This is a genomic window from Paenibacillus lycopersici, assembly GCF_010119935.1.
GTDB classification, from domain to species: domain Bacteria; phylum Bacillota; class Bacilli; order Paenibacillales; family Paenibacillaceae; genus Paenibacillus_Z; species Paenibacillus_Z lycopersici.
Genome location: NZ_CP048209.1, coordinates 6381369 through 6406960, shown reverse-complemented (window position 1 = coordinate 6406960; position 25592 = coordinate 6381369). Strand labels below are relative to the sequence as shown.

General features: G+C 57.9%; 21 protein-coding genes. 20 read left to right on the top strand and 1 reads right to left on the bottom strand.

Annotation, left to right across the window (positions count from 1 at the left end):
• Window positions 1-5 precede the first annotated feature (5 nt).
• The 15 genes from GXP70_RS28085 (at window position 6) to argH (ending at window position 17285) form a co-directional block, all read left to right on the top strand.
• The gene (locus tag GXP70_RS28085) at window positions 6-239 is read left to right on the top strand and encodes an acyl carrier protein (RefSeq protein WP_162359945.1); all 234 of its coding nucleotides are present in this window, start codon (window positions 6-8) and stop codon (window positions 237-239) included.
• A 14-nt stretch (window positions 240-253) separates the two neighbouring features.
• On the top strand, window positions 254-655 hold the full coding sequence (locus GXP70_RS28080) for a VOC family protein (RefSeq protein ID WP_162359944.1): 402 nt from the start codon (window positions 254-256) through the stop codon (window positions 653-655).
• Window positions 652-1806: a GNAT family N-acetyltransferase gene (locus tag GXP70_RS28075; RefSeq protein WP_162359942.1), complete on the top strand. Its 1155-nt coding sequence runs from the start codon at window positions 652-654 to the stop codon at window positions 1804-1806. The genes GXP70_RS28080 and GXP70_RS28075 overlap by 4 nt, the downstream gene beginning before the upstream one ends.
• Window positions 1799-2683: a polysaccharide deacetylase family protein gene (locus GXP70_RS28070; protein ID WP_162359941.1), complete on the top strand. Its 885-nt coding sequence runs from the start codon at window positions 1799-1801 to the stop codon at window positions 2681-2683. The genes GXP70_RS28075 and GXP70_RS28070 overlap by 8 nt, the downstream gene beginning before the upstream one ends.
• Window positions 2684-2956: 273 nt before the next feature.
• Window positions 2957-3502, top strand: coding sequence for a ribosome hibernation-promoting factor, HPF/YfiA family (hpf, locus tag GXP70_RS28065; RefSeq protein WP_162359939.1), 546 nt, complete (start codon window positions 2957-2959; stop codon window positions 3500-3502).
• A 178-nt stretch (window positions 3503-3680) separates the two neighbouring features.
• A complete protein-coding gene (gene secA / locus GXP70_RS28060) occupies window positions 3681-6188 on the top strand; it encodes a preprotein translocase subunit SecA (protein WP_162359937.1) in 2508 nt (835 codons plus the stop codon).
• A gap of 57 nt (window positions 6189-6245) precedes the next feature.
• Window positions 6246-7365, top strand: a protein-coding gene (prfB, locus tag GXP70_RS28055; protein WP_162359935.1) for a peptide chain release factor 2 whose coding sequence is annotated in 2 segments (ribosomal slippage) — window positions 6246-6317 and window positions 6319-7365 — 1119 coding nt in all. Because the reading frame shifts where the segments join, the coding sequence is not laid out codon by codon here.
• 280 nt (window positions 7366-7645) lie between these two features.
• Window positions 7646-8599, top strand: a complete 954-nt coding sequence (locus tag GXP70_RS28050) for a YitT family protein (protein WP_192043399.1) — start codon at window positions 7646-7648, stop codon at window positions 8597-8599.
• Window positions 8600-8729: 130 nt separating this feature from the next.
• Complete coding sequence (gene argC, locus GXP70_RS28045) at window positions 8730-9779, top strand: N-acetyl-gamma-glutamyl-phosphate reductase (RefSeq protein ID WP_162359931.1); 1050 nt, start codon at window positions 8730-8732, stop codon at window positions 9777-9779.
• Between the two features lie 38 nt (window positions 9780-9817).
• Window positions 9818-11059 (top strand): bifunctional ornithine acetyltransferase/N-acetylglutamate synthase, encoded by a 1242-nt coding sequence (gene argJ / locus GXP70_RS28040; protein WP_162359930.1) that lies wholly within the window; start codon window positions 9818-9820, stop codon window positions 11057-11059.
• A gap of 59 nt (window positions 11060-11118) precedes the next feature.
• Complete coding sequence (gene argB / locus GXP70_RS28035; RefSeq protein WP_162359928.1) at window positions 11119-11898, top strand: acetylglutamate kinase; 780 nt, start codon at window positions 11119-11121, stop codon at window positions 11896-11898.
• 33 nt (window positions 11899-11931) lie between these two features.
• Window positions 11932-13146, top strand: a complete 1215-nt coding sequence (locus GXP70_RS28030; RefSeq protein ID WP_162359926.1) for an acetylornithine transaminase — start codon at window positions 11932-11934, stop codon at window positions 13144-13146.
• A gap of 16 nt (window positions 13147-13162) precedes the next feature.
• Window positions 13163-14122: an ornithine carbamoyltransferase gene (argF, locus tag GXP70_RS28025; RefSeq protein WP_162359925.1), complete on the top strand. Its 960-nt coding sequence runs from the start codon at window positions 13163-13165 to the stop codon at window positions 14120-14122.
• Window positions 14123-14466: 344 nt separating this feature from the next.
• Entirely contained in the window at window positions 14467-15705 is a 1239-nt protein-coding gene (locus GXP70_RS28020; RefSeq protein WP_162359923.1) for an argininosuccinate synthase, read from the top strand.
• A gap of 164 nt (window positions 15706-15869) precedes the next feature.
• The gene (gene argH / locus GXP70_RS28015; RefSeq protein ID WP_162359921.1) at window positions 15870-17285 is read left to right on the top strand and encodes an argininosuccinate lyase; all 1416 of its coding nucleotides are present in this window, start codon (window positions 15870-15872) and stop codon (window positions 17283-17285) included.
• 315 nt (window positions 17286-17600) lie between these two features.
• Here argH and GXP70_RS28010 read toward each other — a convergent pair whose 3' ends face one another.
• Window positions 17601-19085, bottom strand: coding sequence for a VanW family protein (locus GXP70_RS28010; RefSeq protein ID WP_162359920.1), 1485 nt, complete (start codon window positions 19083-19085; stop codon window positions 17601-17603).
• A 414-nt stretch (window positions 19086-19499) separates the two neighbouring features.
• Here GXP70_RS28010 and ftsE point away from each other — a divergent pair, with 414 nt between their 5' ends.
• The 5 genes from ftsE (at window position 19500) to GXP70_RS27985 (ending at window position 25366) form a co-directional block, all read left to right on the top strand.
• Complete coding sequence (gene ftsE, locus GXP70_RS28005; protein ID WP_162359918.1) at window positions 19500-20186, top strand: cell division ATP-binding protein FtsE; 687 nt, start codon at window positions 19500-19502, stop codon at window positions 20184-20186.
• Window positions 20176-21093 carry a permease-like cell division protein FtsX gene (ftsX, locus tag GXP70_RS28000; RefSeq protein WP_162359916.1) on the top strand — a complete coding sequence of 306 codons (918 nt, stop codon included), beginning with the start codon at window positions 20176-20178 and terminating at the stop codon, window positions 21091-21093. Before ftsE ends, ftsX begins: the two co-directional genes overlap by 11 nt.
• A 12-nt stretch (window positions 21094-21105) precedes the next feature.
• Window positions 21106-22281, top strand: a complete 1176-nt coding sequence (locus GXP70_RS30135; protein WP_162359914.1) for a murein hydrolase activator EnvC family protein — start codon at window positions 21106-21108, stop codon at window positions 22279-22281.
• A gap of 144 nt (window positions 22282-22425) precedes the next feature.
• A complete protein-coding gene (locus GXP70_RS27990; protein ID WP_162359912.1) occupies window positions 22426-23895 on the top strand; it encodes a S41 family peptidase in 1470 nt (489 codons plus the stop codon).
• A gap of 172 nt (window positions 23896-24067) precedes the next feature.
• Window positions 24068-25366: a PDZ domain-containing protein gene (locus tag GXP70_RS27985; protein WP_225442583.1), complete on the top strand. Its 1299-nt coding sequence runs from the start codon at window positions 24068-24070 to the stop codon at window positions 25364-25366.
• Window positions 25367-25592: the final 226 nt, after the last annotated feature.

The window sequence follows — 25592 nt, the reverse complement described above, 5'->3', positions numbered from 1 at the left end:
CACAAGTGAACCGAGTAGAGCAAATTCGTACAATCGTTTCCGCAGTGATGGAGGTACCTGTCGAGCAAGTAAAGCTTGAGAGTGTCAAGAATGATTTTGAGAAATGGGATTCCCTGGGACAGTTGAATCTCATTCTGGAGATCGAATCCGTATTCGGGATATCGATTCCCATTGATCATATTGCAAATATCGATTCCGTCCAAGCCATTGTGGACATCGCCCAAGAGCTAGCCAACTAACCGGAGGCCCAGACATGAACTTGCAATTATTCGGACCATCTGCCAAGCTGCATCACATCGGTCTGGCTGTGAATCAAATTGATAGTCAGTACTTGGATCAGGAAGAGATTACGGAAGATCCGATTCAGCGCGTCAAGGTTGGCTTCGTATCGATAGCGGATGCATCGATTGAGTTAATTCAACCCCTTAATGATCAATCGCCTATTCATAACAGCCTGAAGAAAGGCAATAAATTCGTTCATCTTTGTTTCGAGGTCGATGATATCCACGAATCCTTAAGTTGTGCGGAATCACATCAATTTAAAGTCATTCAACAGCCTGTCCCTGCCGCTGCTTTCGCCAATCGGAAGATCGCTTGGGTGTACCACAGGGAATGGGGACTATTCGAATTGCTTGAAAGGGATAGGACGATATGAAAATAGTTAATTACTGCGACAGCGACTTTGAAGAGCTGGTTGCATTCTTGCAGAAGAACTGGGCGCCGAAGCATGCGATTTACGATAAAACGCTATTTGACTGGCAATACCGCATTCATGAAGATGATAACTGTCAATCGCTATTATTGAAGGAGAATGAGAGCATCATCGGCTTTCTGGGCAATATCCCAAGCGAGTATGCGGTGAACGGCGATCTGGTGAGAGGCTGCGGACTGACGATGTGGGTCATTGACGAGAAGTATAGAACCAGCGGCCTGGGAGTGATGTTATTAAGGGAAACGGAGAAGCATAATCCGGTCAGCTTGACGCTTGGATGCAACTTGCAGGTTGCGCCAATGTACCAGCGAATGGGGTACTCCTATTCCCCTTCATTGAATCGCTATGTGATCCCGCTTGATGCAGAAGGCTATATGCAGCTCCTTATGAACAAGGTGGATCAGGTCAGCATAGAGGAGTGGGCGGATAAGGTCCACAGCAGCCTGGTGGCTGCCATAAGCCCGAATGATAACATTAAGCCCGAGCAGCTTGAACGGTTATTCCACATCAGCATTTCAGGCAAGTTCTCATTCTATCAGTATCGCAGCGCTTCTTTCTGGAAATGGAGATATCTGAATAGCGAAGGCTACCGCTATGTCATATTTGGCGATCCATTGGATAGCGGGGTGGTCGTGGCACGTATTGACCGTGTATATGATCCGGCGAATGAAGAGATGCATGGTCTGAAAGTACTGCGGATGATCGAATTAATTCCGCGTTCCAGCGCAGTGTGGAGCGGCGAGGATGATCCGAGTTTCAGAAATGTAATTGCCGGCGTGCTGGCATGGGCCAAACAGAATGGCTGTGCGGCAGCTGACTTCCAAATCAGCAATAACAAGCTGGAGCATCTACTCACGCTTGCCGGGTTCAGATTGCAGAACCCTGACTTTACGCCGGATGAGAATGGTCTTGCAGGTTTATTTCAACCGTTCCGCCACCGGGTGAGCCCGATCAATTTCGTTTGGAAAATCAAGGGTGGTCAAGGGCAGGCTGCACCAATCGCTATTGACGACACCTACTTCGTAAAATCGGATTGCGATATGGACCGCCCGAATATTTGGCCGCTGCCTGCGGGATGGAATGTTTATGAATAATCTTGCCGTAATGTATCATTATATCCGGGAGCGAGAGGGCTGGAAAGGCATTTTCCCTTTGTCGCCTCGGGACTTTGCACACCAGATTGATACGCTAAGCAAAACCTATGATATTATTTCACTGGATCAGATGGATAAGCCCCGATCAAGGCCATGGTGCATCTTGACTTTCGATGACGGTACGAAGGATCAATATATCAATGCGTTTGACATCTTGAAGCGCAAAGGGGTCCCTGCTTATTTTACCGTAATGTCAGGTCCTTTAGTTTCGGGCATTATTCCTGTGTTTCACCTGGTACACACCGCTCTCTCGTTTGTATCTGATGAGGAAATCTGGGAACGGATCCGTTCGAAGCATGATACGACCGGCATAGAAGAAGCAAGCGCAACCTATTCCTACGAACAGGATAGACTGCGCAGGTATAACAAGTACATGTTGAATATCAAGTTAACGACGGAAGAAGCAACTGAAATTCTGGGGGCGGTATTTGACACCTTGTTCCCGGATAAAGCGAAATTCATTGATGATTTTTACTTGACGGAGCGGGAAATCAAGCATATGCATCGTGAAGGAATGACCATAGGGGTACACTGTCATGAGCATCTTCCATATTGCGGGGACCCTCGGCAGTTCTACGACAAGGAAATTAAGCCTTGCCGGGAGTATCTTAAAGGAGCGTTAGGGTCTTATTCCGAGTGGTACACGCCTGCCTTCGGCGGAGGTGTCCACTTCGAAGCGATGAGAGAGCAATTAACGCCAATTCTTATCGCTAACGGTTTCAAGGGTGCATTCTCAACCGTACCGAAGGAAGTGCCGCAGGAACGGGAGTTTTGGATCGATCGGATTGACTGTGCGAATTTAGGGCATTCCAGATAAACGTCCCAGGACGACGTTAAGCTCACAGGCTTTGGTCTGTTTCTATCGGCTGCCTCTACCAAATCTATTTCTATTAACCTGACAGTATTGCGGGTTCTGTGAGTATTCGAGCCACCAGTTTGGTGGCTCTTCAATTCGGAGGGGCTGAATCACCCGAAAACGCATAGACATCAATTCGACAATAGTTTTTAGATAATTCCAAAAATACTGATAATATCTTTGAGATACGCCGATATAAATGTTATACTAAGATCATGTAAAGGAGGAATGCACATGAGATACAATATTCGAGGTCAACACATCTTGGTGACAGACGCCATGCGCGATTATGTCGAGAAGAAACTGAACCGCCTGGAAAAGTATTTTGAAGCGCCAATCCCCTCCGAAACACACGTCACGATGTCCGTGACGAAAGGAAGACACGTCATAGAGGTGACGATCCCGCTGGCCAGCGTGGTCCTCAGAGCCGAAGAGCGAAGCGAAGATATGTATGCGTCCATCGATATGGTGGTGGACAAACTGGAGCGTCAAATACGCAAACATAAGACGAAAATAAATAGCAAGTTTAGAAAAGGAAGCGGCATTCGGACGATGTTCAAGGAAGACGGAGCAGCGGTCCGCGTTGCGGACGAGGAAGAGGATTACGAGCTGGTCCGCACGAAACGCTTCCTATTAAAACCGATGGACGTCGAAGAGGCGATTCTGCAAATGAATATGGTCGGCCACTCCTTCTACATGTTCGCGAATTCGGAAACGAAGGAGGTCAACGTCGTCTATAGACGCGGCGATGGCCGGTACGGTTTGCTGGAAGCGGACTAGTGCGGACTAGTTAGGAACAAGAAGATCGGGCCCTGGGCAACCAGGGCCTCTTTGCATCCCGGCGGCTGGCGGGAGAGCGGCGCGTATCCATCTTATCCCTAAGGCCGGTAACATTGCGAGAACTGCCGCAAACTGTTACAATTTATGCAAACAGGCGTAACATCGAAAGGGGAAGACCATGCTCGGACTTGTAAAAAAATTATTCGGAGACGCCAACGAACGAGAGATAAAGCGTCTTATGCGTACTGTAGAGGAGATCAACGGACTGGAGCCGCAGATCGCTCAGCTTTCGGATGAAGGCCTTCGAGAGAAGACGGTGGAATTCCGCAGCCGTCTGGAACAAGGAGAGGATATCGATGCTCTGCTCCCGGAGGCGTTCGCCGTTGTAAGAGAAGCGTCCAAGCGCGTCTTGGACAAGCGACACTACGATGTCCAGCTGATCGGCGGCATGGTGCTGCATGAAGGCCAGATCGCCGAGATGAAGACCGGCGAAGGTAAAACGCTGGTCGCTACGCTGGCAACGTATTTGAACGCTTTGCTCGGCAAAGGCGTTCACGTCGTTACCGTCAACGACTATCTCGCGATGCGCGACAGCGAGCAAATGGGCCAGTTATATAGATTTCTAGGCATGACCGTCGGCTGCAACCTGCATGGCCTCTCGCATGACGAGAAGCAGGCAGCGTATGCGTGCGACATCACATACGGAACGAACAATGAGTTCGGCTTCGACTATTTGCGCGACAACATGGTGCTGTATAAGGAACAGATGGTACAGCGTCCGCTTTATTATGCGATCATTGACGAAGTGGATTCCATTCTCGTCGACGAAGCGCGTACCCCGCTTATTATTTCCGGTCAGGCCGCGAAGTCGACGGAGATGTATTTTGCAGCGGATCGTTTCGTGCAGCGCTTGAAGGAAGAAGAGGATTTCACGGTAGACATCAAGCTGCGGACCGTCAACATGACGGAAGCGGGCGTGGAGAAAGCCGAGAAGGCGTTCGGCATCGAGAACTTGTACGATCACGCCAACGTCCTCGTCAACCACCACATTCAACAGGCGCTGAAAGCGCATGTGATCATGAAGCGCGACGTCGATTACGTCGTGCAGGATGACGAAGTCGTTATCGTCGACGAGTTCACGGGCCGTCTGATGGCGGGCCGCCGTTACAGCGACGGCTTGCACCAGGCGATCGAAGCGAAGGAACAGATCAAGGTCCAGAACGAAAGCATGACGCTGGCGACGATCACGTTCCAGAACTACTTCCGGATGTACCGCAAGCTGTCCGGCATGACCGGTACGGCGAAGACGGAGGAAGAAGAGTTCAAGAAGATTTACGGGCTTGAAGTCATTCAAGTGCCGACCAACAAGAAGAATGTCCGGGACGATATCGCGGACGTCGTGTACAAGTCGGAGAACGGCAAGTTCAAAGCGGTCGTCGAGGAGATCGTCAAGCGCCATGCGAACAAGCAGCCGGTGCTGGTCGGTACGGTATCGATCGAGAATTCGGAGAAGCTGTCCGAGATGCTGAAGAAGCGCGGCATCCAGCACAAAGTGCTGAACGCCAAATACCATGCCGAAGAAGCGGAAATCATCTCGCGCGCCGGTCAGTCGAACTCGGTCACGATCGCGACGAACATGGCCGGACGCGGTACGGATATTTTGCTGGAAGAGGGCGTCGACGCGCTCGGCGGCCTGCATATCATCGGCACGGAGCGCCATGAAAGCCGCCGGATCGATAACCAGCTTCGCGGTCGTGCTGGCCGTCAAGGCGATCCGGGCTCTTCGCAATTCTATCTGTCCCTCGAGGATGATCTCATGCGCCGTTTCGGCTCGGAGAACATCATGGGCATGATGGAACGGCTCGGCTTCGAGGAAGACCAGCCGATCGAGAGCCGACTGATCTCGCGGGCCATCGAGTCGGCGCAGAAGCGGGTGGAGGGCAACAACTTCGATCAGCGTAAAATCGTCCTCCAATACGACGACGTCATGAACCAGCAGCGGGAAATCATCTACAAGCAGCGCCGCGAGGTGCTCTTCTCCGAGAACATCCGCGAGATCGTGCTTGAAATGATCAAGCCGGTCGTCACGAAGATCGTCGAAGCGCATTGCCCGTCGGACGATATTCCGGAGAACTGGGAGCTGCAGGAAATCGTCGATTACGCGGAAGGTAATTTCCTGAACGAAGATATGATTACGAAGGATGACCTGTGGGGCAAAGAGCCGCAGGAAATCATCGATTTCCTGCTCGAGAACGTCATCGCCCTGTACAATCAGCGCGAAGAAGCCATCGGCGCGGAGACGATGCGCGAATTCGAGAAGGTCGTCGTGCTGCGCGCGGTCGACAGCAAGTGGATGGATCACATCGACGCGATGGACCAGCTGCGCCAAGGGATTCATTTGCGCGCGTATGGCGGCACCGATCCGCTGCGCGAGTATCAATTCGAAGGCTTCGAGATGTTCAAGGAAATGATCGAGCATATCCAAGAAGAAGTGACGAAGTATATCATGAAGGCGCATGTCGAGAATAACTTGGAGCGCCAGGAAGTGGCCAAGGGCCAGACGGAATCCGGCGGCAGCAGCGAGAATGCGCAGAAGCGTCCGGTTCGCAAGGACGAGCGCGTGAAGCGCAACGATCCTTGCCCGTGCGGCAGCGGCAAGAAATACAAGCAATGCCACGGACAATAAGCCTGGCCGGTGCATAACGTAGGGCAAAGAACCGAATGTTGAGGTGAAGCGACAGTCATGATAGATACAGCGGTGAAGCAAGACCTGCGCGAAGTGGCGAAGCGTCTCCAAGAACTCAGGGGGTCTCTTTGACTTAGATCTGAAGCAAGAGATGATCTTGAATTTCGAGGAGAAAATGAGCGCGCCGGACTTCTGGGATGACAACGAGCGCGCGCAAAACACCATTTCCGAGCTGAATGCGGTGAAGTCCGTCGTGGATCAATACGAACGGATGAACGCCGATCAGGAGGATCTCCAGACGATGCTGGAGCTGGCGGAAGAGGAAGACGACGAGGACATGGCCGCGGAGCTGAAGAAGAGCGTCGCCGACCTCGTCGCCAAAGTAGGCGAATTCGAACTGCAGCTGCTGCTGAACGAGCCGTACGACCGGTTGAACGCGATCCTTGAGCTGCATCCCGGCGCCGGCGGCACGGAGTCGCAGGACTGGGGCCAGATGCTGTACCGGATGTATACGCGCTGGGCCGAGAAGCACGGCTTCAAGGTCGAGCTCCTCGATTACTTGGCCGGCGACGAAGCGGGCATCAAGAGCGTCACGATTTCCGTCAAAGGCCATAACGCGTACGGTTATCTGAAAGCGGAGAAGGGCGTGCACCGGCTCGTGCGGATCTCGCCGTTCGACGCATCGGGACGCCGGCACACCTCCTTCGTCTCCTGCGACATCATGCCGGAGATCGACGACGATATCGAAATCGACATCCGCAGCGAGGATTTGAAGGTGGACACGTACCGGGCGAGCGGCGCCGGCGGCCAGCACATCAACAAGACGGAGTCGGCGATTCGGATTACGCATGTGCCGTCCGGCATCGTCGTCTCGTGCCAGACGCAGCGTTCGCAAATCCAGAACCGGGAGCGCGCGATGCAGATGCTTCGTTCCAAGCTCTACGAGCGCAAGATCGAAGAGCAGCAGAAGCAGCTCGCGGAAATTCGCGGCGAACAGTCCGATATCGCCTGGGGCAGCCAGATCCGCTCCTATGTCTTCCATCCGTACAGCATGGTGAAGGATCACCGCACCTCGGTGGAAACCGGCAACGTCGGCGCGGTCATGGACGGCGATCTGGATATGTTCATCGACGGGTACTTGCGCAGCAAGATCCGCCATGACGAGAACGCCGACTAAGCCAATTCATGGCACGGATGCATAGGCATAGCAAAGAGTTCCGACACTAAAGTGTCGGAACTCTTTTTGGCATGGAGAGAAATCCTTAGCCGTAGTAAAGGGGCAGCGCGGCAACGAACGAAATGCGTCCCGAATCTGCGAGGCGGGCAGCACGGAAAGGCAGGGCGCCGTTGCAAGCCGGCGCTCTCGGTATACGTCATACATATGCATAATGGAACGCGAATGGCGATAATCAGCGGCTGCGGCAATGCCGCGGCGACGACAAGGGAGATCGGCAAGCATGGGCAATCATTCGAAGGATAAGCATCAGCCGCAAGGCGAGCGGGGAACGGCATCTGCCGCAAGTCAGGACAATCATCGCGAAGACCGCGTCAACAAACGCAAGGCGCGGTCCGCCGGCGCCAGAAGCGAGGCGCTGCTCAGCGTCGTGCTGCTGCTGGCGGGGGCCTTCCTCATCGCGATCAGTTTCAACATGTTTCTCGTTCCGCTCGGCATCGCGTCCGGCGGCGTGTCGGGCATATCCATTCTCGTACACTATGAGACGGGCATCCCGCCCGCTTATACGCAGTGGGCGCTCAACGTGCCGTTATTCCTGCTGGGGCTGTGGCTGCTCGGCAAGCGGTTCGCGCTGAAGACGGCGCTCGGCTCCTTCGTGCTGCCCTTGTTCGTGCTGATGACGTCGCATTGGGAGCCCCCGACGGACAACGCCATGCTGGCCTCCATCTACGGCGGCATTGGCGTAGGGGCCGGGCTAGGCCTCGTCTTCCGCGGCAAGGCGTCCACGGGCGGGCTGGACTTGGCCGCACAGCTGCTGCACCGGTTCACGGGCATCAAGCTCGCGCTGGCCGTGCCGATGTTCGACGGCATCGTCATTGCGATGGCGGGCATCCTGATCGCGCCGGAGAACGCGCTCTACGCGCTGGTCGGATTGTTCGCCACGAGCAAGACGATCGATTTCGTACAGACGGGACTGGCGGTCTCCAAGGTCGCGTTTATTATTTCCGAACGGCCGGAGACCATTTCGCAGGTCGTGCTGCATGATTTGGACCGCGGGCTGACGAAGCTGGACGCGCACGGCGGCTATACGGGAGAGGCGAGAACGGTGCTGATGGTCGTCGTCGGCAGGGGCGAAGTATCGAAGCTGAAGAGCTTGGTTAAGACGGCCGATCCAAGTGCGTTCGTCATCATCAGCGACACCGCGGAAGTGCTGGGAGAAGGATTTCAGCTGCCCTAAAAACGGATGAATTTAGCGTTGTATTTATATAAATGCGAATGTATAATAATACAAAGCAAAAGCTATTTCCACGATCCTTCCGTTTGTGTACAATGAGTAACTAGGAAGGATAAGGATGGGAGAGACGTAAATGAGCACAGTGGTTAAAGCAGCGATCATCGGAGCGACCGGTTACGGCGGCGTGGAGCTGATCCGGCTTCTGGCGGGACACCCGCAAGTGGAAGTGACGTCGGTCGTATCCTCATCGAGCGCGGGCGCGCCGATCGCGGAAGGTTTTCCTCATTTGCTTGAAATTCAAACGGGCATGCTGGACGACGTAGATCCGGCGCTCATCAAGAGCAAGGCCGATGTCGTATTTCTCGCGACGCCTGCGGGCGTCGCTTCAAAAATAGCACCATCGCTTCTGGCCGAGGGCTTGAAGGTCATCGATCTGTCCGGCGACCATAGGCTTAAGGACCGCGCGGAATACGAGACTTGGTATAAGAAAGAAGCAGCGGCGCAGGAATACCTGGATCGGGCGGTGTTCGGCTTATGCGAAGTGTACGGGGACTCCGTCCGCGGCGCAGACTTGCTCTCCAATCCCGGCTGCTTCCCGACGGCGACGCTGCTCGGCCTGGTGCCTGCGGTGAAGGCCGGGATGATCGATCCGGCCTCCATTGTCATCGACGCGAAATCCGGCGTATCCGGGGCGGGACGCGGTCTGAGCCTGGGGAACCATTATGCGGAGATCAACGAGAATTTCAAAGCGTATAAGCTGAACAAGCATCAGCATATTCCGGAGATCGAGCAGGTGCTGTCGGATGCGGCGGGCAAGAAGATCGTCACGACGTTCTCGACGCATCTCGTGCCGATGACGCGGGGCATCATGAGCACGATGTACGCGACGATGAACGGCACGTACGCGAACGAGGATTTTGTCTCGCAGTACCGCAATTATTACGAAGGCCGTCATTTCGTGCGCATTCGCGCGAACGGCACCTATCCGGCGACCAAAGAAGTGGCGGGCTCCAACTATTGCGACATCGGCTTTGCGGTCGATCCGCGCACGAACCGCGTCACGATCGTATCGGTCATCGACAACCTTGTGAAGGGCGCCGCGGGCCAAGCGATCCAGAACCTCAACCTGATGATGGGCTGGGACGAGTCGCTCGGGCTCAATTTCGTACCGGTATATCCTTAAAATAGAACCCTATGCGCAGAAGGAGAAGCGATTGAACAATGGGACAGGGGAACACTTCCGCATCATTCACGGTCGTGCCGAACGGCTCGGTCACGACCCCCAAGGGCTTTAGAGCCGCCGGCCTGCACTGCGGCCTGAAGAAAACGACGCGCCACGATCTCGGCGCCATCGTATGCGACGTACCCGCCGCGGCGGCCGGCGTGTACACGACGAACGCGTTCCAGGCGGCGCCGATCGCCGTCACGCGCGCGAGCATCGGCGCAGGCGGCAAGCTGCGCGCCGTCATCGTCAACAGCGGCAACGCCAACGCGTGCACCGGCAAGCAGGGCGAAGCCGACGCGTACGAGATGCGCAGCGCGTTCGCGCAAGCGATCGGCGTGCCCGCGGAGCAGGTGGCCGTGGCATCGACGGGCGTGATCGGCGAGCTGCTGAAGATGGACCGCGTGCGCGGCGGCATCGCGGAGCTCCCTGCCCGGCTGGGCGACTCCTACGAAGCGGCGAACGACTTCTGCCAGGCGATTCTGACGACGGACCTCGTGAAGAAGGAAGCGTGCGTATCCGTCAATGTGGACGGCCGCACCGTACATATCGCGGGCGCGTCCAAAGGCAGCGGCATGATCCATCCGAACATGGCGACGATGCTCGGTTTCGTGACGACGGACGCGGCGATCGGCAGTGAAGCGCTGCACAAGCTGCTCCGCCAAGCCACGGACCTGACGTTCAACATGATTACGGTGGACGGTGATACGAGCACGAACGATATGCTCGTTGCGATGGCCAGCGGCTGTGCCGGCAATGCGGAGCTGACGGAGAGCCACGCGGACTACGCGGCGTTCGCCGAAGGCCTTCGCTACGTGTGCGAAGTGCTGGCGAAAGCGATCGCGCGCGACGGCGAAGGCGCGACGAAGCTGGTGGAAGTGCAGGTGCGCGGCGCGGCGGATGACGCGGCGGCGCAGGCGATCGCGAAGACGGTCATCGGCTCGTCGCTCGTGAAATCGGCCGTGTTCGGCGCGGACGCGAACTGGGGCCGCATTATCGCGGCGGTCGGCCGCGCGGGCGTGACGGTCAACGTAGAGACGGTCGACATCGCGCTCGGCGACATCGTCACGTTGACGCAATCGCGTCCGGTGGCGTTCGAAGAGGACGCCGCGCTGGAATATTTGAAGGGCGACACGGTCGTCATCCACGTGGATCTCCATATGGGCGAAGGTACGGCAACGGCATGGGGCTGCGACCTGACGTACGATTACGTCCGCATCAACGCGGCGTACCGTACGTAGGCGTACCGTACGTAGCGGAGGCAGCGTTGAATTTCGGTTAGAAGGGAACGGATCGATCCATGGAACAACGGTTTGTCATGAAATGCGGCGGCAGCACGCTTGCGGCGCTGCCGGCCTCCTTCTTCGAGGAGCTGCGCGACTTGCAGGCGCAGGGCGTGAAGGTGGTCATCGTGCACGGCGGCGGTCCGGCGATCTCCGAGACGCTCGGCAAGCTCGGCATCGAGAGCGAATTCGTCGGCGGCCTGCGCAAGACGAGCAATGAAGTGCTGGACGTTGTCGAGATGGTGCTGGCGGGGCGCATCAACAAGGAGATCGTCCGCCGCATCCAACAGAGCGGCGCGCGCGCGCTCGGCCTCTCCGGCGTGGACGGCGAGCTGATTCAGGCACGGCCGGTGGCGAACGCGGCCGAGATCGGCTTCGTCGGCGACGTGACGGACGTGAACGCCGCGATCATCGAAGGCGTGATGAACATGGGCTACATCCCGGTCATCGCCCCGATCGGCATCGACGCGGCGGCGCAGCGGTACAACATCAACGCGGACACGGCGGCCGGCGCGGTCGCTTCGCATCTCGGCGTGGAGCGGATGATCGTCGTCACCGACGTGCCGGGCATCATGAACGGCGAGAAGCAGGTGCTGCCGTCCGTGACGGTCGAGCAGATCGAAGCGATGATCGCAAGCGGCGAGATTTACGGCGGCATGATTCCGAAGGTGCGCGCGGCGATCGCCTGCATCCAGGGCGACGTGAAGGAAGTCGTGATCGTGAACGGCGACATGCCGGGCGTGCTCAGCAAGGCCGTACTCGAAGGCGGCATCGGCACGCGGATCGTACAGCAATAATTCATTTATTTTTATTGAGAGGGTGAACGTAAGATGAGCGAAACGAACAATGGCGCTGCAGTGAACGGGGGAAGCTCGCTGTTCCCGACATATGCCAGATATCCGATCGCGCTGGTGAAAGGCGAGGGCAGCTGGCTGTGGGACGACCAAGGCAACAAATATCTCGATTTCATGAGCGGCATTGCCGTTACGAACCTCGGCCATGCGCCGAAGCCGGTGAAGGACGCGCTCGTGAAGCAGCTCGATGAGCTGTGGCATGTCTCCAACCTGTTCCACATACCGAACCAGGAGGCGGCGGCGAAGCTGCTCACGGACAACAGCCACGCGGACCAAGTGTTCTTCTGCAGCACCGGCGCGGAAGCGAACGAGGCGGCGATCAAGCTCGCCCGCCGTTACCAGCAGAAGGTGAAGGGCAACGGCCGCTACGAGATTCTTACGTTCGCCCAATCCTTCCACGGACGTACGCTGGCGACGCTGACGGCAACCGGCCAGGAGAAAGTGAAAGAAGGCTTCCTGCCGCTGCCGGAAGGCTTCCGCTATATTCCGCTGCATGACATCGATGCGCTGGAAGCGGCGATTACCGATAAGACGGCCGCGGTCATGATCGAGACGATTCAAGCCGAAGGCGGCATTATCCCGGTCGAGCCGGCCTTCCTTCAGCACCTGGCGAAGCTTTGCAAGGAACGCGGCGTATTGCTCATCGTCGACGAGATTCAAACGGGCATGGGTCGTACCGGCAAAATGTTCGGTTTCCAGCACTACGGAATCGAACCGGATATTTTCACGCTTGCGAAAGGTCTGGGAAGCGGCTTCCCGGTCGGCGCCATGCTGGCGAAGGGCGAGCTGTCCGAGGCCTTCTCGGCGGGCAGCCACGGTTCCACGTTCGGCGGAACGCCGATCGCGACGGCCGTCGTGAAAGTGACGATCGAAACGATCCTTAAAGAGAAAGCGGCCGACCGCGCGGCAGTGACGGGCGAATACTTGATTAGCGAGCTGCGTGCCAAGCTGGCCGGCAATCCGTTCGTGAAAGAGGTTCGCGGCAGAGGCATGATTATCGGCATCGAATGCACCGGACCGGTCGCCGGAATCGTCGCGGAAGCGCAGCAGCGCGGCTTGTTCGTCATCACGGCCGGACCGAACGTCGTCCGTCTGCTGCCGAGCCTGATTATTTCGCGCGAGGAAGTCGATCAAGGCGTAAGCATCCTGACCTCGGTATTCGCAGACCAGACCGCTGCGGCGCAGTTGTAACGAGAGGAGATTCACGATGACCCCATTGTTGAAGGAAGAACTCGCGGTCAGCCTGAAAGGCCGCGATTTTATAGAGCTGTCCGATTACACGCCGGATGAAATCCGGTATCTGATCGACCTGGCGATCGACCTGAAGCGCAAGCTGAAGGATGGCGAGACGTATCATCCGCTGAAGGGCAAGACGCTCGGGATGATTTTCGAGAAATCGTCGACGCGCACGCGCGTATCGTTCGAGGTCGGCATGTACCAGCTCGGCGGCCAGGCGTTGTTCCTGAGCCGCAACGACCTGCAGATCGGCCGCGGCGAAACCGTGTCCGACACGGCGCAGACGCTGTCGCGCTACCTGGACGGCATGATGATCCGCACGTTCGCGCACCGCACCGTCATCGAACTGGCGCGCGCCGCGACGGTGCCGGTCATTAACGGCCTTACCGACCTGGCGCATCCGTGCCAGGTACTGGCCGACTACCAAGCGGTGCTGGAGCACAAGGGCCGCCTGGAAGGCGTTAAAATCGCCTACATCGGCGACGGCAACAACATGGTGCACTCGCTGCTCATCGGCGCTGCGAAGCTCGGCATGCATATGTCGGTCGCGACGCCGGAAGGCTATGAGCCGGACGAAGACGTCGTGCGCATGACCAAGGAATACGCCGCCGAGACGGGCGCGCGCATCCACGTATGCCGCGATCCGCGCGAAGCGATCGAGGGCGCGGACGTCGTCTACACGGACGTATGGGCGAGCATGGGCTTCGAGGCGGAGCAGAAGGAGCGCGAGCAGGCGTTCGCGAGCTATCAAGTGAACGAGGAGCTCGTCAGCCGCGCGAAGAGCGACTTCATCTTCATGCACTGCCTGCCGGCGCACCGCGGCGAAGAAGTCAGCGAAGGCATCATCGACGGCGATCATTCCATCATTTTCGACCAGGCGGAGAACCGGCTGCACGCGCAGAAGGCGATCATGGCCGCGATCATGGGTTAACGGAGTTAAGGCTTTGCATATAGATGTTGGTTTTTGCTTTGTAGCCTGCTTGCGGCTGGCGCCCGGATAGGTTCTGACCGTGAAGCAGGCTGCGGGCGAGGCTTGGCTCATGCCGAGACCCACGGTTTTCTGTCCCAGCTCACTCCAGGAAATCATTTAAGAAGTGCCCGGAGGGCGGGGTGAGGTGGAAAAGTGTTAACGGTCGCCTTTGTAGTCGGATTATACCCTATTTATATTTTAGGTGATCAAAAATAATCCGACTACAACAGCGATTGGAGCCCACCTCGCCCGCAGGGCATGCACTTAAAGTTTCCCGAAATTATCATCCTTTAAGGAGCGTACTTATGGCAAAGGAAAAAATCGTTCTTGCATACTCCGGCGGTCTGGATACGTCGGTTATTCTGAAATGGCTCAAAGAAACGTATGACGCCGAAATCATCGCCTTCACCGCCGACATCGGCCAGAAGGACGAGCTCGACGGCCTCGAAGCGAAAGCGCTGGCGACAGGCGCGTCGAAAGTGTACATCGACGACCTGCGCGACGAATTCGCGCAAGATTTCATCTACCCGATGTTCCAATCGGGCGCACTGTATGAAGGTCAATATCTGCTCGGCACGTCCATCGCGCGTCCGCTGATCGCGAAGCGCATGGTCGACATCGCGCGCGCGGAAGGCGCGACGGCGATCGCGCACGGCGCGACGGGCAAAGGCAACGACCAAGTGCGCTTCGAGCTGACGGCTGCCGCGCTGGCGCCGGACATCGCGGTTATCGCGCCTTGGCGCATCGAAGAATTCCGCGAGCAGTTCCCGGGCCGCGCGGAAATGATCGCCTATGCGGAGAAGCACAACATTCCGGTACAAGCATCCGCGGCGAAGCCGTACTCCATGGACCGCAACCTGCTGCACATCAGCTTCGAGAGCGGCATGCTGGAAGATCCGTGGTTCGATCCGAGCAGCGATGCGAACAAGGGCATGTACGTACTGTCCGTATCCCCTGAGGATGCGCCGGACCAAGCCGAATATGTCGAGCTGACGTTCGAGGCCGGCAACTGCACCGCCATTAACGGCGAACAGCTGAGCCCGCTGCAAGTCATGGAGAAACTCAATGAGCTGGGCGGCAAGCACGGCATCGGGCGCGTCGACATGGTCGAGAACCGCTTCGTCGGCATGAAGAGCCGCGGCGTGTACGAAACGCCGGGCGGCACGATCCTGTTCGCCGCGCACCGCAAGATGGAGTCGCTCACGATGGACCGCGACGTCATGCACTTGCGCGACTCGCTCATCGCCAAATACGCTTCGCTCGTCTACAACGGCTTCTGGTTCGCGCCCGAGCGCCTCGCGCTGCAAGCGCTCGTGCTGGAAAGCCAGAAGAACGTTACCGGCGTCGTCCGCCTGAAGCTGTACAAAGGCAATGTCATCGGCGCGGGCGTGAAGAGCCCCGTGAGCCTGTACAACCCGGACATCGCGACGATGGAAGCCGATCCGTCCAAAGCGTACGACCAAGGCGACGCAACCGGCTTCATCCGCTTGAACGCGCTGCGGTTGAAAGTGTCGTCCGGCGTAGAGCAGAACAAGAAGCAGTAAGCGAATAAGCGAAAGATGGCGGCCGGCGGTCACGCGGGCTTGCCGATAGGAAGGCCGGGAGAATAAGAGCCGGGCATTCCGCTTAAGCTGACCCGGGCCGGCGCATCATGCCGGTCCGGGTCGTTCGGCAGATAGGCATGATACGACAAAGGAGTGCACCGCGCGTGAGTAAATTATGGGGCGGCCGGTTTACGAAGAAAACCGACCAGCTGGTTGAAGAGTATACGGCATCGATTACGTTTGACAAAGAGTTGGCCGAGGAAGACATTCAAGGCAGTTTGGCGCATGTCACGATGCTGGGCAAGCAGGGCATCCTGCCGGCGGCGGACGTCGAGACGATCAAGGACGGCCTGCACCGCGTCCTGCAGCGCATCAAGCGTAACGACTTGGAGTTTGCGATTGCGGACGAAGACATTCATATGAACATCGAGAAGACGCTGATCGACGACGTTGGACCGGTCGGCGGCAAGCTGCACACGGGGCGCAGCCGCAACGACCAGGTAGCCACGGACATGCATCTGTACCTGCGCAAACGCGTCGTCGAGTTCGTGGACATGCTGCACAAGCTGCAGGAGGCGCTCGTAACGCAGGCGAAAGCCAACATCGACACGATCCTGCCGGGCTATACGCATCTGCAGCGCGCGCAGCCGATTCTGTTCGCGCATCATATGATGGCGTATGTCAGCATGTTCGGCCGCGACATCGAGCGTCTGCAGGACAGCTACAAGCGCGTGAACATGCTGCCGCTCGGCGCAGGCGCGCTGGCAGGCACGACATTCCCGATCGATCGCCATTTCGTGGCGAGTCAGCTGAAGTTCGACCGCGTGTACGAGAACAGCCTGGATGCGGTCAGCGACCGCGACTTCATCCTCGAGTTCCTGTCGCATGCATCGATCATCATGATGCACCTGTCGCGTCTCAGCGAGGAGCTGATCCTCTGGTCGAGCACGGAGTTCCACTTCGTGGAGCTGGACGATGCGTTCTGCACGGGCAGCAGCATCATGCCGCAGAAGAAGAACCCCGACGTGCCGGAGCTTGTCCGCGGGAAGACGGGCCGCGTCTACGGCAACCTCGTCGGCCTGCTGACCGTGCTGAAGTCGCTGCCGCTTGCGTACAACAAGGACATGCAGGAAGACAAGGAAGGCATGTTCGATACGGTTCGCACGCTGCAGGGCGCGCTGCAGTTGTTCGCGCCGATGATCGCGACGATGAAAGTCAACAAGGACCGGATGCGCCAGGCCGTGAACCAGGACTTCTCCAACGCGACGGACATCGCCGACTTCCTCGTCGGCAAAGGACTGCCGTTCCGTCAGGCGCATGAAGTCATCGGCAAGACGGTGCTGTACTGCATTCAGCAGGGCAAATACTTGCTCGACCTGACGCTCGACGAGTTCAAGCAATTCTCTTCGCTGTTCGACGAGCGGATCTACGCCGTGCTTCAACCGGAGAATGTGGTGAACGCCCGCAACGTCTTCGGCGGCACGGCTACGAAGCAAGTCGGCGAAGCGATCGTTCGCGCCGAGAACGAGCTGGCGGGAACGGCGGCTTGGGTCGCGGAATACGCGGAACGCAGCCGTTAATCGCATCAAGGTATCCAACAGGACAAGCCTCCTTCCGGCCGACGACATCGTCGGCATCGGGAGGAGGCTTCTTTGTCTGCGGCACAGAACTTCGCAATACTTGCTCGCTTCGCGCAACCCGGCACAGCGCGAAATTCCGCATATTGCACAACTACCATCTCCGAACAACCACTCAACAATCACTCGACGACTACTCAACAACTACTCAACAACTACTCAACAACTACTCAACAACTACTCAACAACTACTCAACAACTACTCAACAACTACTCGACAACTACTCGACAACTACTCCACAACCGCTCCACAACCGCTCACTCCGCCACGCCGTCCTCCAACAGCGGCTTTTGCTCCTCCAGGCTGCCGCCGGGCGACGTTTGCTCCGGGGCAACGGCGTACACGACGGGCTGCGCCTTATACGTATCGCGCGAGATCCGGCTGCTCGCGACGACTTTGCCGTCCACGAGCTTGGAGCGGTACGTTTCCACGATGTAGCCCGATTTGCCCGGCGTCAGGAGCTGCCGTGAACCGGGATTCAGCGTGGCCCGCGCCACTTCTTTGACCGTCGGGGCGATCGTGCGGATCGTCTTCGAGGCGATGGTGTAGCTGACATTCTTCGGCATCGTCCCGAACAGCTTCACGGTCAACCGCCGGTCCTTGACGGACGTGCGGATGACGAGCGTTTTGCCGGTCGTGTTCTTGAAGCGGAAGTTGATGGCTCCCTCCGCGAACGTCGCATCCTGGCCGAGCGGCAAATAAGAGACCGGCAGGGAGTGGTTCCGCCGCTCCACGAGCTCGAGCCCGGCCCGCAGCGCCGCATTGTACAGCGTGCTGGACACTTGGCAGATGCCGCCCCCGACCCCGTCGACGAATGCGCCGTTCAAGATGACCGGCGCTGCGCGGTAGCCGTAATGCTCGTTCGTGGCCTTGACGACCTTGCCGTAGTCGAACACGTCGCCCGGAGCTAGCACCCAGCCGTCCAGCGTACGGGCCGTCATTTCCACGTTGTACGCGCGCCCGGAGCCGCTTGTCTTGAAATCGGTCGTGAACGCGCTAATCTTGCGCTCCACGCCTTCGGCTTTCAATCGCTCGAGGGTGATGGCGGGATGAATGACCTGAAGCTCGACCTGAATGCCCAATGGCTTCAAGACTCCGCTCCAGTCCTGGCCGAGCGCCGACTCCACGGCCTTCACAGCGCTTCGGAACATCGCATCCGTATCCAGCCGATAGGCGTCTTTATGCGGCGTGTACGCGACCCGATCATCGTTCGTGATCGTCCGCTTCGCGTCGACAGGCTCTCCGGTGTCGAGAAATCCCCACTGGCTGCGCATTTGCGACTTGAACTTCGCTTGATCCCAGGTCACGGCGATGCGCAATCGATCCGGGAATCGCCAGCGGGCTTTGGCTCGTTCGAGCAAGCTGCCGCGTTCCAGCGTGTCGAGCGCGGCCTCCGCCGCCGTCGCGTCTACGGCAAGACCGAGCTCGGCCAGCGTCCAGGAATGCTGCCGGGCGTTCGAGGGTCCGCCGCTCGCCGTCAGGCGGAGCCGCTCGATCGCCGACTTCCGTTCGGCGATTGTCGCTTTGGCGTCCGCTATATTCAAGCCGTTCAGAGCAGTCGATGCGCTGCCATGAATCGCCGTCGCGCGATTCCCGGCAGCGGCGCCGCCGATCGCAAGCGCCAATTCTTTCGGTACGGCCTTCTGCGAAGCGTAGACCCATACGCCGCCCCAGCCGGCGGAGAACAGCAGCAGACAGAGCGCGAACAATGTCCACGTTAGATGGAGGACCTTGATTTTCAATGCACTCAACTCCTTGAACTATGCTTGGGCCCGATTTCGCCGGAATGCAGCGCGGCAAGCGCCGCCAGAAGACATTCAGGCCGTCGCCTTGGTAGGGGGTCGTACATGTATATGCGCAGACGGGCGGTTATTTGCCACTAGGTCCTAATCCGGCAGTAAACTTGCAGAGAGCCTTACCAACTTTGCTCACCTGCCGCAGACAGGCGAATAAGCCGATAAGCCGCCTTTCGGACAGCTTTACCCGCCGCAGCCCCAATCGACGGCTTTGTCGAAAAATATACGCCGATATGCCAGCGCGTCGTCAAAAACCTCAACATGAGAAATATGAAAAATGCAGAATTCGGGACTTTCGTAGAGGATTTGGCGTCCATATGTCGAATATACAAAAGCTGACTATCTACAGGATGTGATATTGTGATCGAGCTTCAAGATATATGGAAGACGTACGCCGACGGCACTCATGCGCTACGCGGGGTTTCCGTTCTTATAGAACGCAATGAATTCGTTTACCTGGTAGGGCCTTCCGGGGCCGGAAAATCGACCTTCATGAAATTGATCTACCGCGAGGAAGTTCCGACCAAAGGCCAAATCTCCGTCAACGGTTTCAATATCGGCAAGCTGAAGCCGCGCAAGATCCCGTACGTCCGCCGCAACATCGGCGTGATATTCCAGGATTACCGCCTGCTGCCGAAGCTGACCGTCTATGAGAACATCGCGTTCGCGATGGAAGTCATCGAAGCGCCCAAGCGCATCATCAAGAAGCGGACGATGGACGTGCTCGAACTTGTCGGCCTGCGGGGCAAGCATAACAGCCTGCCGCAGCAGCTGTCCGGCGGCGAGCAGCAGCGCGTCGCCATCGCGCGCGCCATCGTCAACAACCCTTCCGTCATCGTGGCGGACGAGCCGACAGGCAACCTCGATCCCGAAACCTCCTGGGGCATCATGAACCTGCTCGAAGAAATCAATTTCCGCGGCACCACCATCATCATGGCTACGCACAACAAGGAAATCGTCAATACGCTCCGCAAACGCGTCATCGCCATCGAGAACGGCCAGATCGTGCGCGACGAAGTGAGAGGAGAGTACGGCTATGAAAATTAGCACCATGCTGCGCCATATGCGGGAGGGCGTCAAGAACGTGGTGCGCAACGGATGGATGACCTTCGCCTCCGTGAGCTCCATCGTCATTTCGCTGTTCATTCTGGGCGTATTCCTCCTGCTGGCGCTGAACGTCAACAATGTGGCCGATCAGATCGAAAGTCAGGTTCAGATCCGCGTGTATTTGCAGCTGGACACGCCGGAAGCGAAGATTAGCGAGCTGAAGAACGCGATCGGGAATCTGCCCGAAGTGAAGAAGGTCGCGTTCGTGTCCAAGGAGCAAGGGCTGGAAGATTTGCGCGCGAGCATCGGCGCCGACGGCTCGGAGCTGCTGGAGGGGTACGACAAGACCAACAATCCGCTGCCGGATTCGTTCACGGTCGACGTGTTCGATCCGCAGAACATCGCGTACGCCGCGAAGAAGATCGACGCCATCGGCAGCGCGGACAAGACGAAGCCGATCACGAGCGTGAAGTATGGCAAGGGAACGGTCGAGACGCTGTTCAAAGTAACGAACGCCGTCCGCAATATCGGTCTTGTCATCGTCGTCGGCCTGGCCGTGACCGCGATGTTCCTGATCTCCAACACGATCAAGATGACCATTCTCGCGCGGCGCCGCGAAATCGGCATCATGAAGCTCGTCGGCGCGACGAACAACTTCATCCGCTGGCCGTTCTTCATCGAAGGCGCCTTGATCGGCTTCCTGGGATCGGCGATTACGATCGCCCTGCTGTTGTTCGGTTATTCGCGGCTCGTGGACGCCTCTCAGTTCGAGCTCGGACTCATGATGATCAAGCTCGTGACGCTGCAGGAGGCGGGATTCACCGTATCGGCGATTACGCTCGTGCTCGGCATGCTGATCGGCGTTTGGGGAAGCACGTTATCGGTTCGGAAATATTTGAAAGTGTAGGTGACAGCGAACGTGAAGAAAGGATTATTGGTCCTCGCGATCATCGTTTTGGCGGGATACATCTTTCAACCGACGCAGGGGCAGGCCTCCTCGCAGCTCGATAAGATCAATCAGGAGCTGGCGCAGGTGCGCAAGGAAATGAGCGCGGCCACCCATAATCGCAACCAGGCCGACAAGGACAAGGCGACCATTCTGGCGATGAAAGAACAGACGGCGAAGTCGGTGACCGAAATCAACACGCAGATCAATGAAGTCGGCACGCAGCTGAACGCGGTGCAATCGCAAATCGACGACAAGGAAGCGCAGGTCAAGCAGGCGGGCGCCGATCTGGAAGCGGCTCAAGACCGGCTCCAGCTGCAGGACAAGCTGCTGAAGTCGCGCATCCGTCTCATGTACACGAACGGCATCGTGTCCTATTTGGACGTGCTGCTGAGCGCGACGAGCTTCAGCGACTTCCTCGACCGCATGGACTCGCTGTCCTCCATTCTCGGACAGGACCGCGAAATTCTGGCCGGCCAGAAGGAGAATAAAGCGCTGGTCGAACAGAAGAAGCAGGAAGTCGAGCAATCGCTGGCCGAAGTGAAAACCATGTACGGCAAGCTGGCCGACTACAAAGATCTTCTGAAAGACAAGGAACAGCAGAAAGAAGTCATGGTGCAGAAATATACAAGCCAGGCGGACGATCTCGACGAGATCAGCGAGGAGCAGGAAGAGCTGCTCATCAAGCTGGCGAAGAAAGTGTCCGATCTGGAAGCGAAGAAGAAAACGATCAAAGTGTATTACAACCCCGGCGGCAAGCTGGGCATGCCGCTACAGGTGAGCTGGCGTCTCACGTCCCCGTTCGGTTATCGGACGCATCCGATATATGGCGTGCGCAGGCTGCATACCGGCATGGATATGGCGGTTCCGAAAGGAACGCCGATCTACGCGGCGGAATCCGGCGTCGTCCTTGTCGCCCAATGGTCGAACGGTTACGGCAACTGCGTCATTATCGACCATGGCGGCGGCTTATGGACGGTTTACGGCCATATTCGCGACGGCGGTATTATGGTTAAAGAGGGACAGACGGTCAAACGCGGCGAGAAGATCGCGGAGGTCGGCAGTACGGGCGATTCCACGGGCAACCACCTGCACTTCGAAGTGCGCCTGAATCAGACGGCGGTCAACCCGGCGCCATATCTCAAATAAAGAGCAGGCAAGGAACCGGCTTGCTTCATGCCTTACGGCCAACGCCGCACCCACTACAAATAATTGGGTGCGGCTTGTCATATACTAGGAAAGTTGGGTATATCGCCGTCGGCTGAACCGGTCGGCTTATGAAGGGGTGTTGACGTGCATTTCAAAGGACGAACAGTGGCGGCGTTTATTTTGCTTACGATGGCGGCTTCCGTGCTGGTTACGCTGACCGTTGCGGATCAGTTCGTTGCGATCGGAAGCGGAGGTACGGCGGCTAAAGCGGCGTCATCGGCATCGTCCGGACAATATGGGCTCAGCGAGAAGGAGCTGCGCAAACTGAATACGGTGCTCGAGCTGATCGAGACGAAATATTTCCGGGACGTGGACCGGACGGAGGTGCTGGACGGCGCGGTCAACGGCATGATGACCGCGCTCGGCGACCCGTATTCGGTCTACATGGAGAAGAGCGCGGCGAAGCAATTCTCCGAAACGATCGAAGGCTCGTTCACCGGCATCGGCGCTGGCGTGCAGATCAAGGACGGCAACATTATCGTGGAATCCGCGATCAAAGGCTCGCCTGCGGAACGGGCTGGCGTGCTGCCGAACGATGTTCTGCTGTCGGTTAACGGGGAGAAGCTGTCCGGCTTGTCCTTGAACGACGCCGTGGCGAAGATTCGCGGACCGAAGGGCTCGAAGGTGAAGCTGCTCATTCAGCGCCAGGGGATGTCCCAGCCGCTGCAATTGACGATCGTCCGCGACGATATCGACTACGAGACGGTCTATGCGCATTTGCGCGAAGACGGCATCGGGGTCATCGAGATCCGCCAGTTCTCGCTGAATACGGGCGACCGGTTCGCCGAGGAATTGGACAAACTGGAGAAGCAGCATATGAAGGCGCTCGTCATCGACGTGCGCGGCAATCCCGGCGGCGTGCTCCCGGTCGTCGTGTCCGTCGCCCAGCCGTTCGTGCCGAAAGGCGAACCGATCGTGCAGGTGGAGGACAAGAGCGGCCATCGGGAGAAGACCGTATCGAAAGGAACGGGCAAGCCGTATCCGGTCGCGGTGCTGATCAACAAAGGCAGCGCAAGCGCCTCGGAGGTGCTGGCCGGCGCGCTTAAGGAAGAAGGGCATGCCGTGCTTGTCGGCGAGACGTCGTTCGGCAAAGGCACCGTGCAGGTCAGCTACGACAAGCCGCTGGCGGACGGCAGCCTGATCAAAATGACGATCGCGAAGTGGTTGACGCCGCTCGGCAACTGGGTGCACGAGAAAGGACTGCAGCCGGACGTCGCGGTACAGCCGCCGGACTATTACACGGCCGCGCGCATGTCCAAGACGAAGACGCTGGTGCCGAACACGATCAGCGAGGATACGAAGAGCCTGCAGACGATGCTGTCGGGGCTCGGCTACAAGATTGACCGCAAGGACGGCTATTACAGCACGGCGACGGAAGACAGCGTGCGCGCTTTCCAACAGAAAGCGGGACTGCCGGCAACCGGCAGCGCGGATAAAGCGACGGCCGAGAAGATCGAGGAACAGCTGATTGCGAAGATTCGGGACGAGAAGAGCGATACGCAGCTGCAGAAAGCCGTGAGCGTTCTGCAGGGCAAGCTGGGGATGGCGAAATAACCCAGCAGGGATTGCCGGGCGCGTGTCGAATAAGAAGAAGGTTGGTATTCCGTTTGTTGGGAATACAGCCTTCTTTTTTTTCTGTTTCTTCGGAATGATTCGCGCTGCGCCGCCCGGTGGCCGGCGGCAGCCTGTTCACCTTGGTTCAAGAAAGCTTGGGGGAGTGAAGCGATTGGACGCGGCTATGGATTGGCTTCGATTAGCGGGATCGGCGGCGCTGGGGCTGCTGCTATCCCCGTTCTACTATATTGGCGTACTGCTCATCATGCTGCAGTATTTTCGCCAGACGCGGCTGGAACGCAGGCTGTTTCACGTGCGGCTTCACGCTTGGCCGAACCAGCTTGCCCGAACGATGCTCGCCGGACTTGCGGTCGGCGTCGCCATTACGCTGGTCGGGGCGTTCCTCGGCGTAACGGTCGACGGCGAAGCCGTGCTGTGGCTGTGGGGAACGGCGGTCGTTCTGCTGCTCGTACGGGTGCGTTACTTGTGCTTCGCTTACAGCGCGGGGATGCTCGGCCTGCTGCAGTGGGGGCTGGGCTGGACGTCGCTGGACGCCAGGGGAGACTGGATCGGAACCGCCGCCCGCTCGATCGGCGGGCTGGATATCCCGGGGCTGCTCGTCCTTGTCGCCCTGATGCATATCGCCGAAGGCTTGCTGGTCCGCTGGCAGGGGGCGCGGTTCGCGAGCCCGCTGTTCCTTGAAGGGAAGCGCGGCAAATTAATCGGCGGCTATATGCTGCAAGGCTATTGGCCCGTGCCGATGCTGCTACTCGTGCCGGCTGCCGCGGGCGGCGGAGGCGTGGATCTGCCTTGGCCGCTGCTGCTCGGGGACGGCGCGGCTTGGAGCCACGGCGCGACGATGATCGGCTTTCCGATGATGATCGGATTCACGGAGCTGACCAGGACGATGCTGCCGGCGGCGAAAGCCCGCAGCGCGTCAAAGGCGCTGCTGCTCTACGGCCTGATCTTAGGCGCTGCTGCTATCGCGGCCTCCTTCTGGGAGCCGGTCATGCTTGCCGCGGCGCTGTGCGCGCTGCTGCTGCACGAAGCGCTGGTTGCGGTCAGCTACTACAAGGAAGACGCGAATTCTCCGCTCTACGTGCACGATGACCGCGGCTTGCGGATCCTGGCCGTCATTCCCGGCACGCCGGCCGAAGCGATGGGGCTGCAGGCGGGAGAGATTATCCAGAAGGTCAACGGAGCGAGGGTGTTGACGAAAGAAGAGCTCCACGCGGCGCTCCATCTCAATTCCGCGTTCTGCAAATTGGAAGCGATCAATTTGGAAGGGCATGTGAAATTCGTGCAGCGCGCCAGGTTTGCGGGCGAGCATCATCAGCTCGGCGTCGTGCTGTCGCCGGACGATCATGCCGGATTCTACGCCGCCGCTTCGCCGGCATCGCTGTTCGACCTGCTTCGCAAGCGGACGGCCAAGAGCCGGAACAGCAAGGCGTCGGCGTCTTCCTCTTTATAATCCCTTACCGCAAAACTCCGGTCCATGCCGCCGACGACGACATGGACCGGGGTTTTTCTTTGCGCGTTTGCGAACAATTGCCGGTTGTGGAAAGAAGAACCGCGCATTGCAACGCCGATTGGAAAACGGTATAATGAACAAGAATGGGAACACATATTCTTATGCAAGTCCCTACTGTACAGAATTGCAAGAACCGTCTATTTTTTAGCGATATATTGGGTATACA

Bases quoted from the DNA above. Each gene is read 5' to 3' on its own strand.
- GXP70_RS28080 (WP_162359944.1), top strand. From the start codon at position 254: ATGAACTTGCAATTATTCGGACCATCTGCCAAGCTGCATCACATCGGT.
- GXP70_RS28075 (WP_162359942.1), top strand. From the start codon at position 652: ATGAAAATAGTTAATTACTGCGACAGCGACTTTGAAGAGCTGGTTGCA.
- GXP70_RS28070 (WP_162359941.1), top strand. From the start codon at position 1,799: ATGAATAATCTTGCCGTAATGTATCATTATATCCGGGAGCGAGAGGGC.
- hpf (WP_162359939.1), top strand. From the start codon at position 2,957: ATGAGATACAATATTCGAGGTCAACACATCTTGGTGACAGACGCCATG.
- secA (WP_162359937.1), top strand. From the start codon at position 3,681: ATGCTCGGACTTGTAAAAAAATTATTCGGAGACGCCAACGAACGAGAG.
- GXP70_RS28050 (WP_192043399.1), top strand. From the start codon at position 7,646: ATGGGCAATCATTCGAAGGATAAGCATCAGCCGCAAGGCGAGCGGGGA.
- argC (WP_162359931.1), top strand. From the start codon at position 8,730: ATGAGCACAGTGGTTAAAGCAGCGATCATCGGAGCGACCGGTTACGGC.
- argJ (WP_162359930.1), top strand. From the start codon at position 9,818: ATGGGACAGGGGAACACTTCCGCATCATTCACGGTCGTGCCGAACGGC.
- argB (WP_162359928.1), top strand. From the start codon at position 11,119: ATGGAACAACGGTTTGTCATGAAATGCGGCGGCAGCACGCTTGCGGCG.
- GXP70_RS28030 (WP_162359926.1), top strand. From the start codon at position 11,932: ATGAGCGAAACGAACAATGGCGCTGCAGTGAACGGGGGAAGCTCGCTG.
- argF (WP_162359925.1), top strand. From the start codon at position 13,163: ATGACCCCATTGTTGAAGGAAGAACTCGCGGTCAGCCTGAAAGGCCGC.
- GXP70_RS28020 (WP_162359923.1), top strand. From the start codon at position 14,467: ATGGCAAAGGAAAAAATCGTTCTTGCATACTCCGGCGGTCTGGATACG.
- ftsX (WP_162359916.1), top strand. From the start codon at position 20,176: ATGAAAATTAGCACCATGCTGCGCCATATGCGGGAGGGCGTCAAGAAC.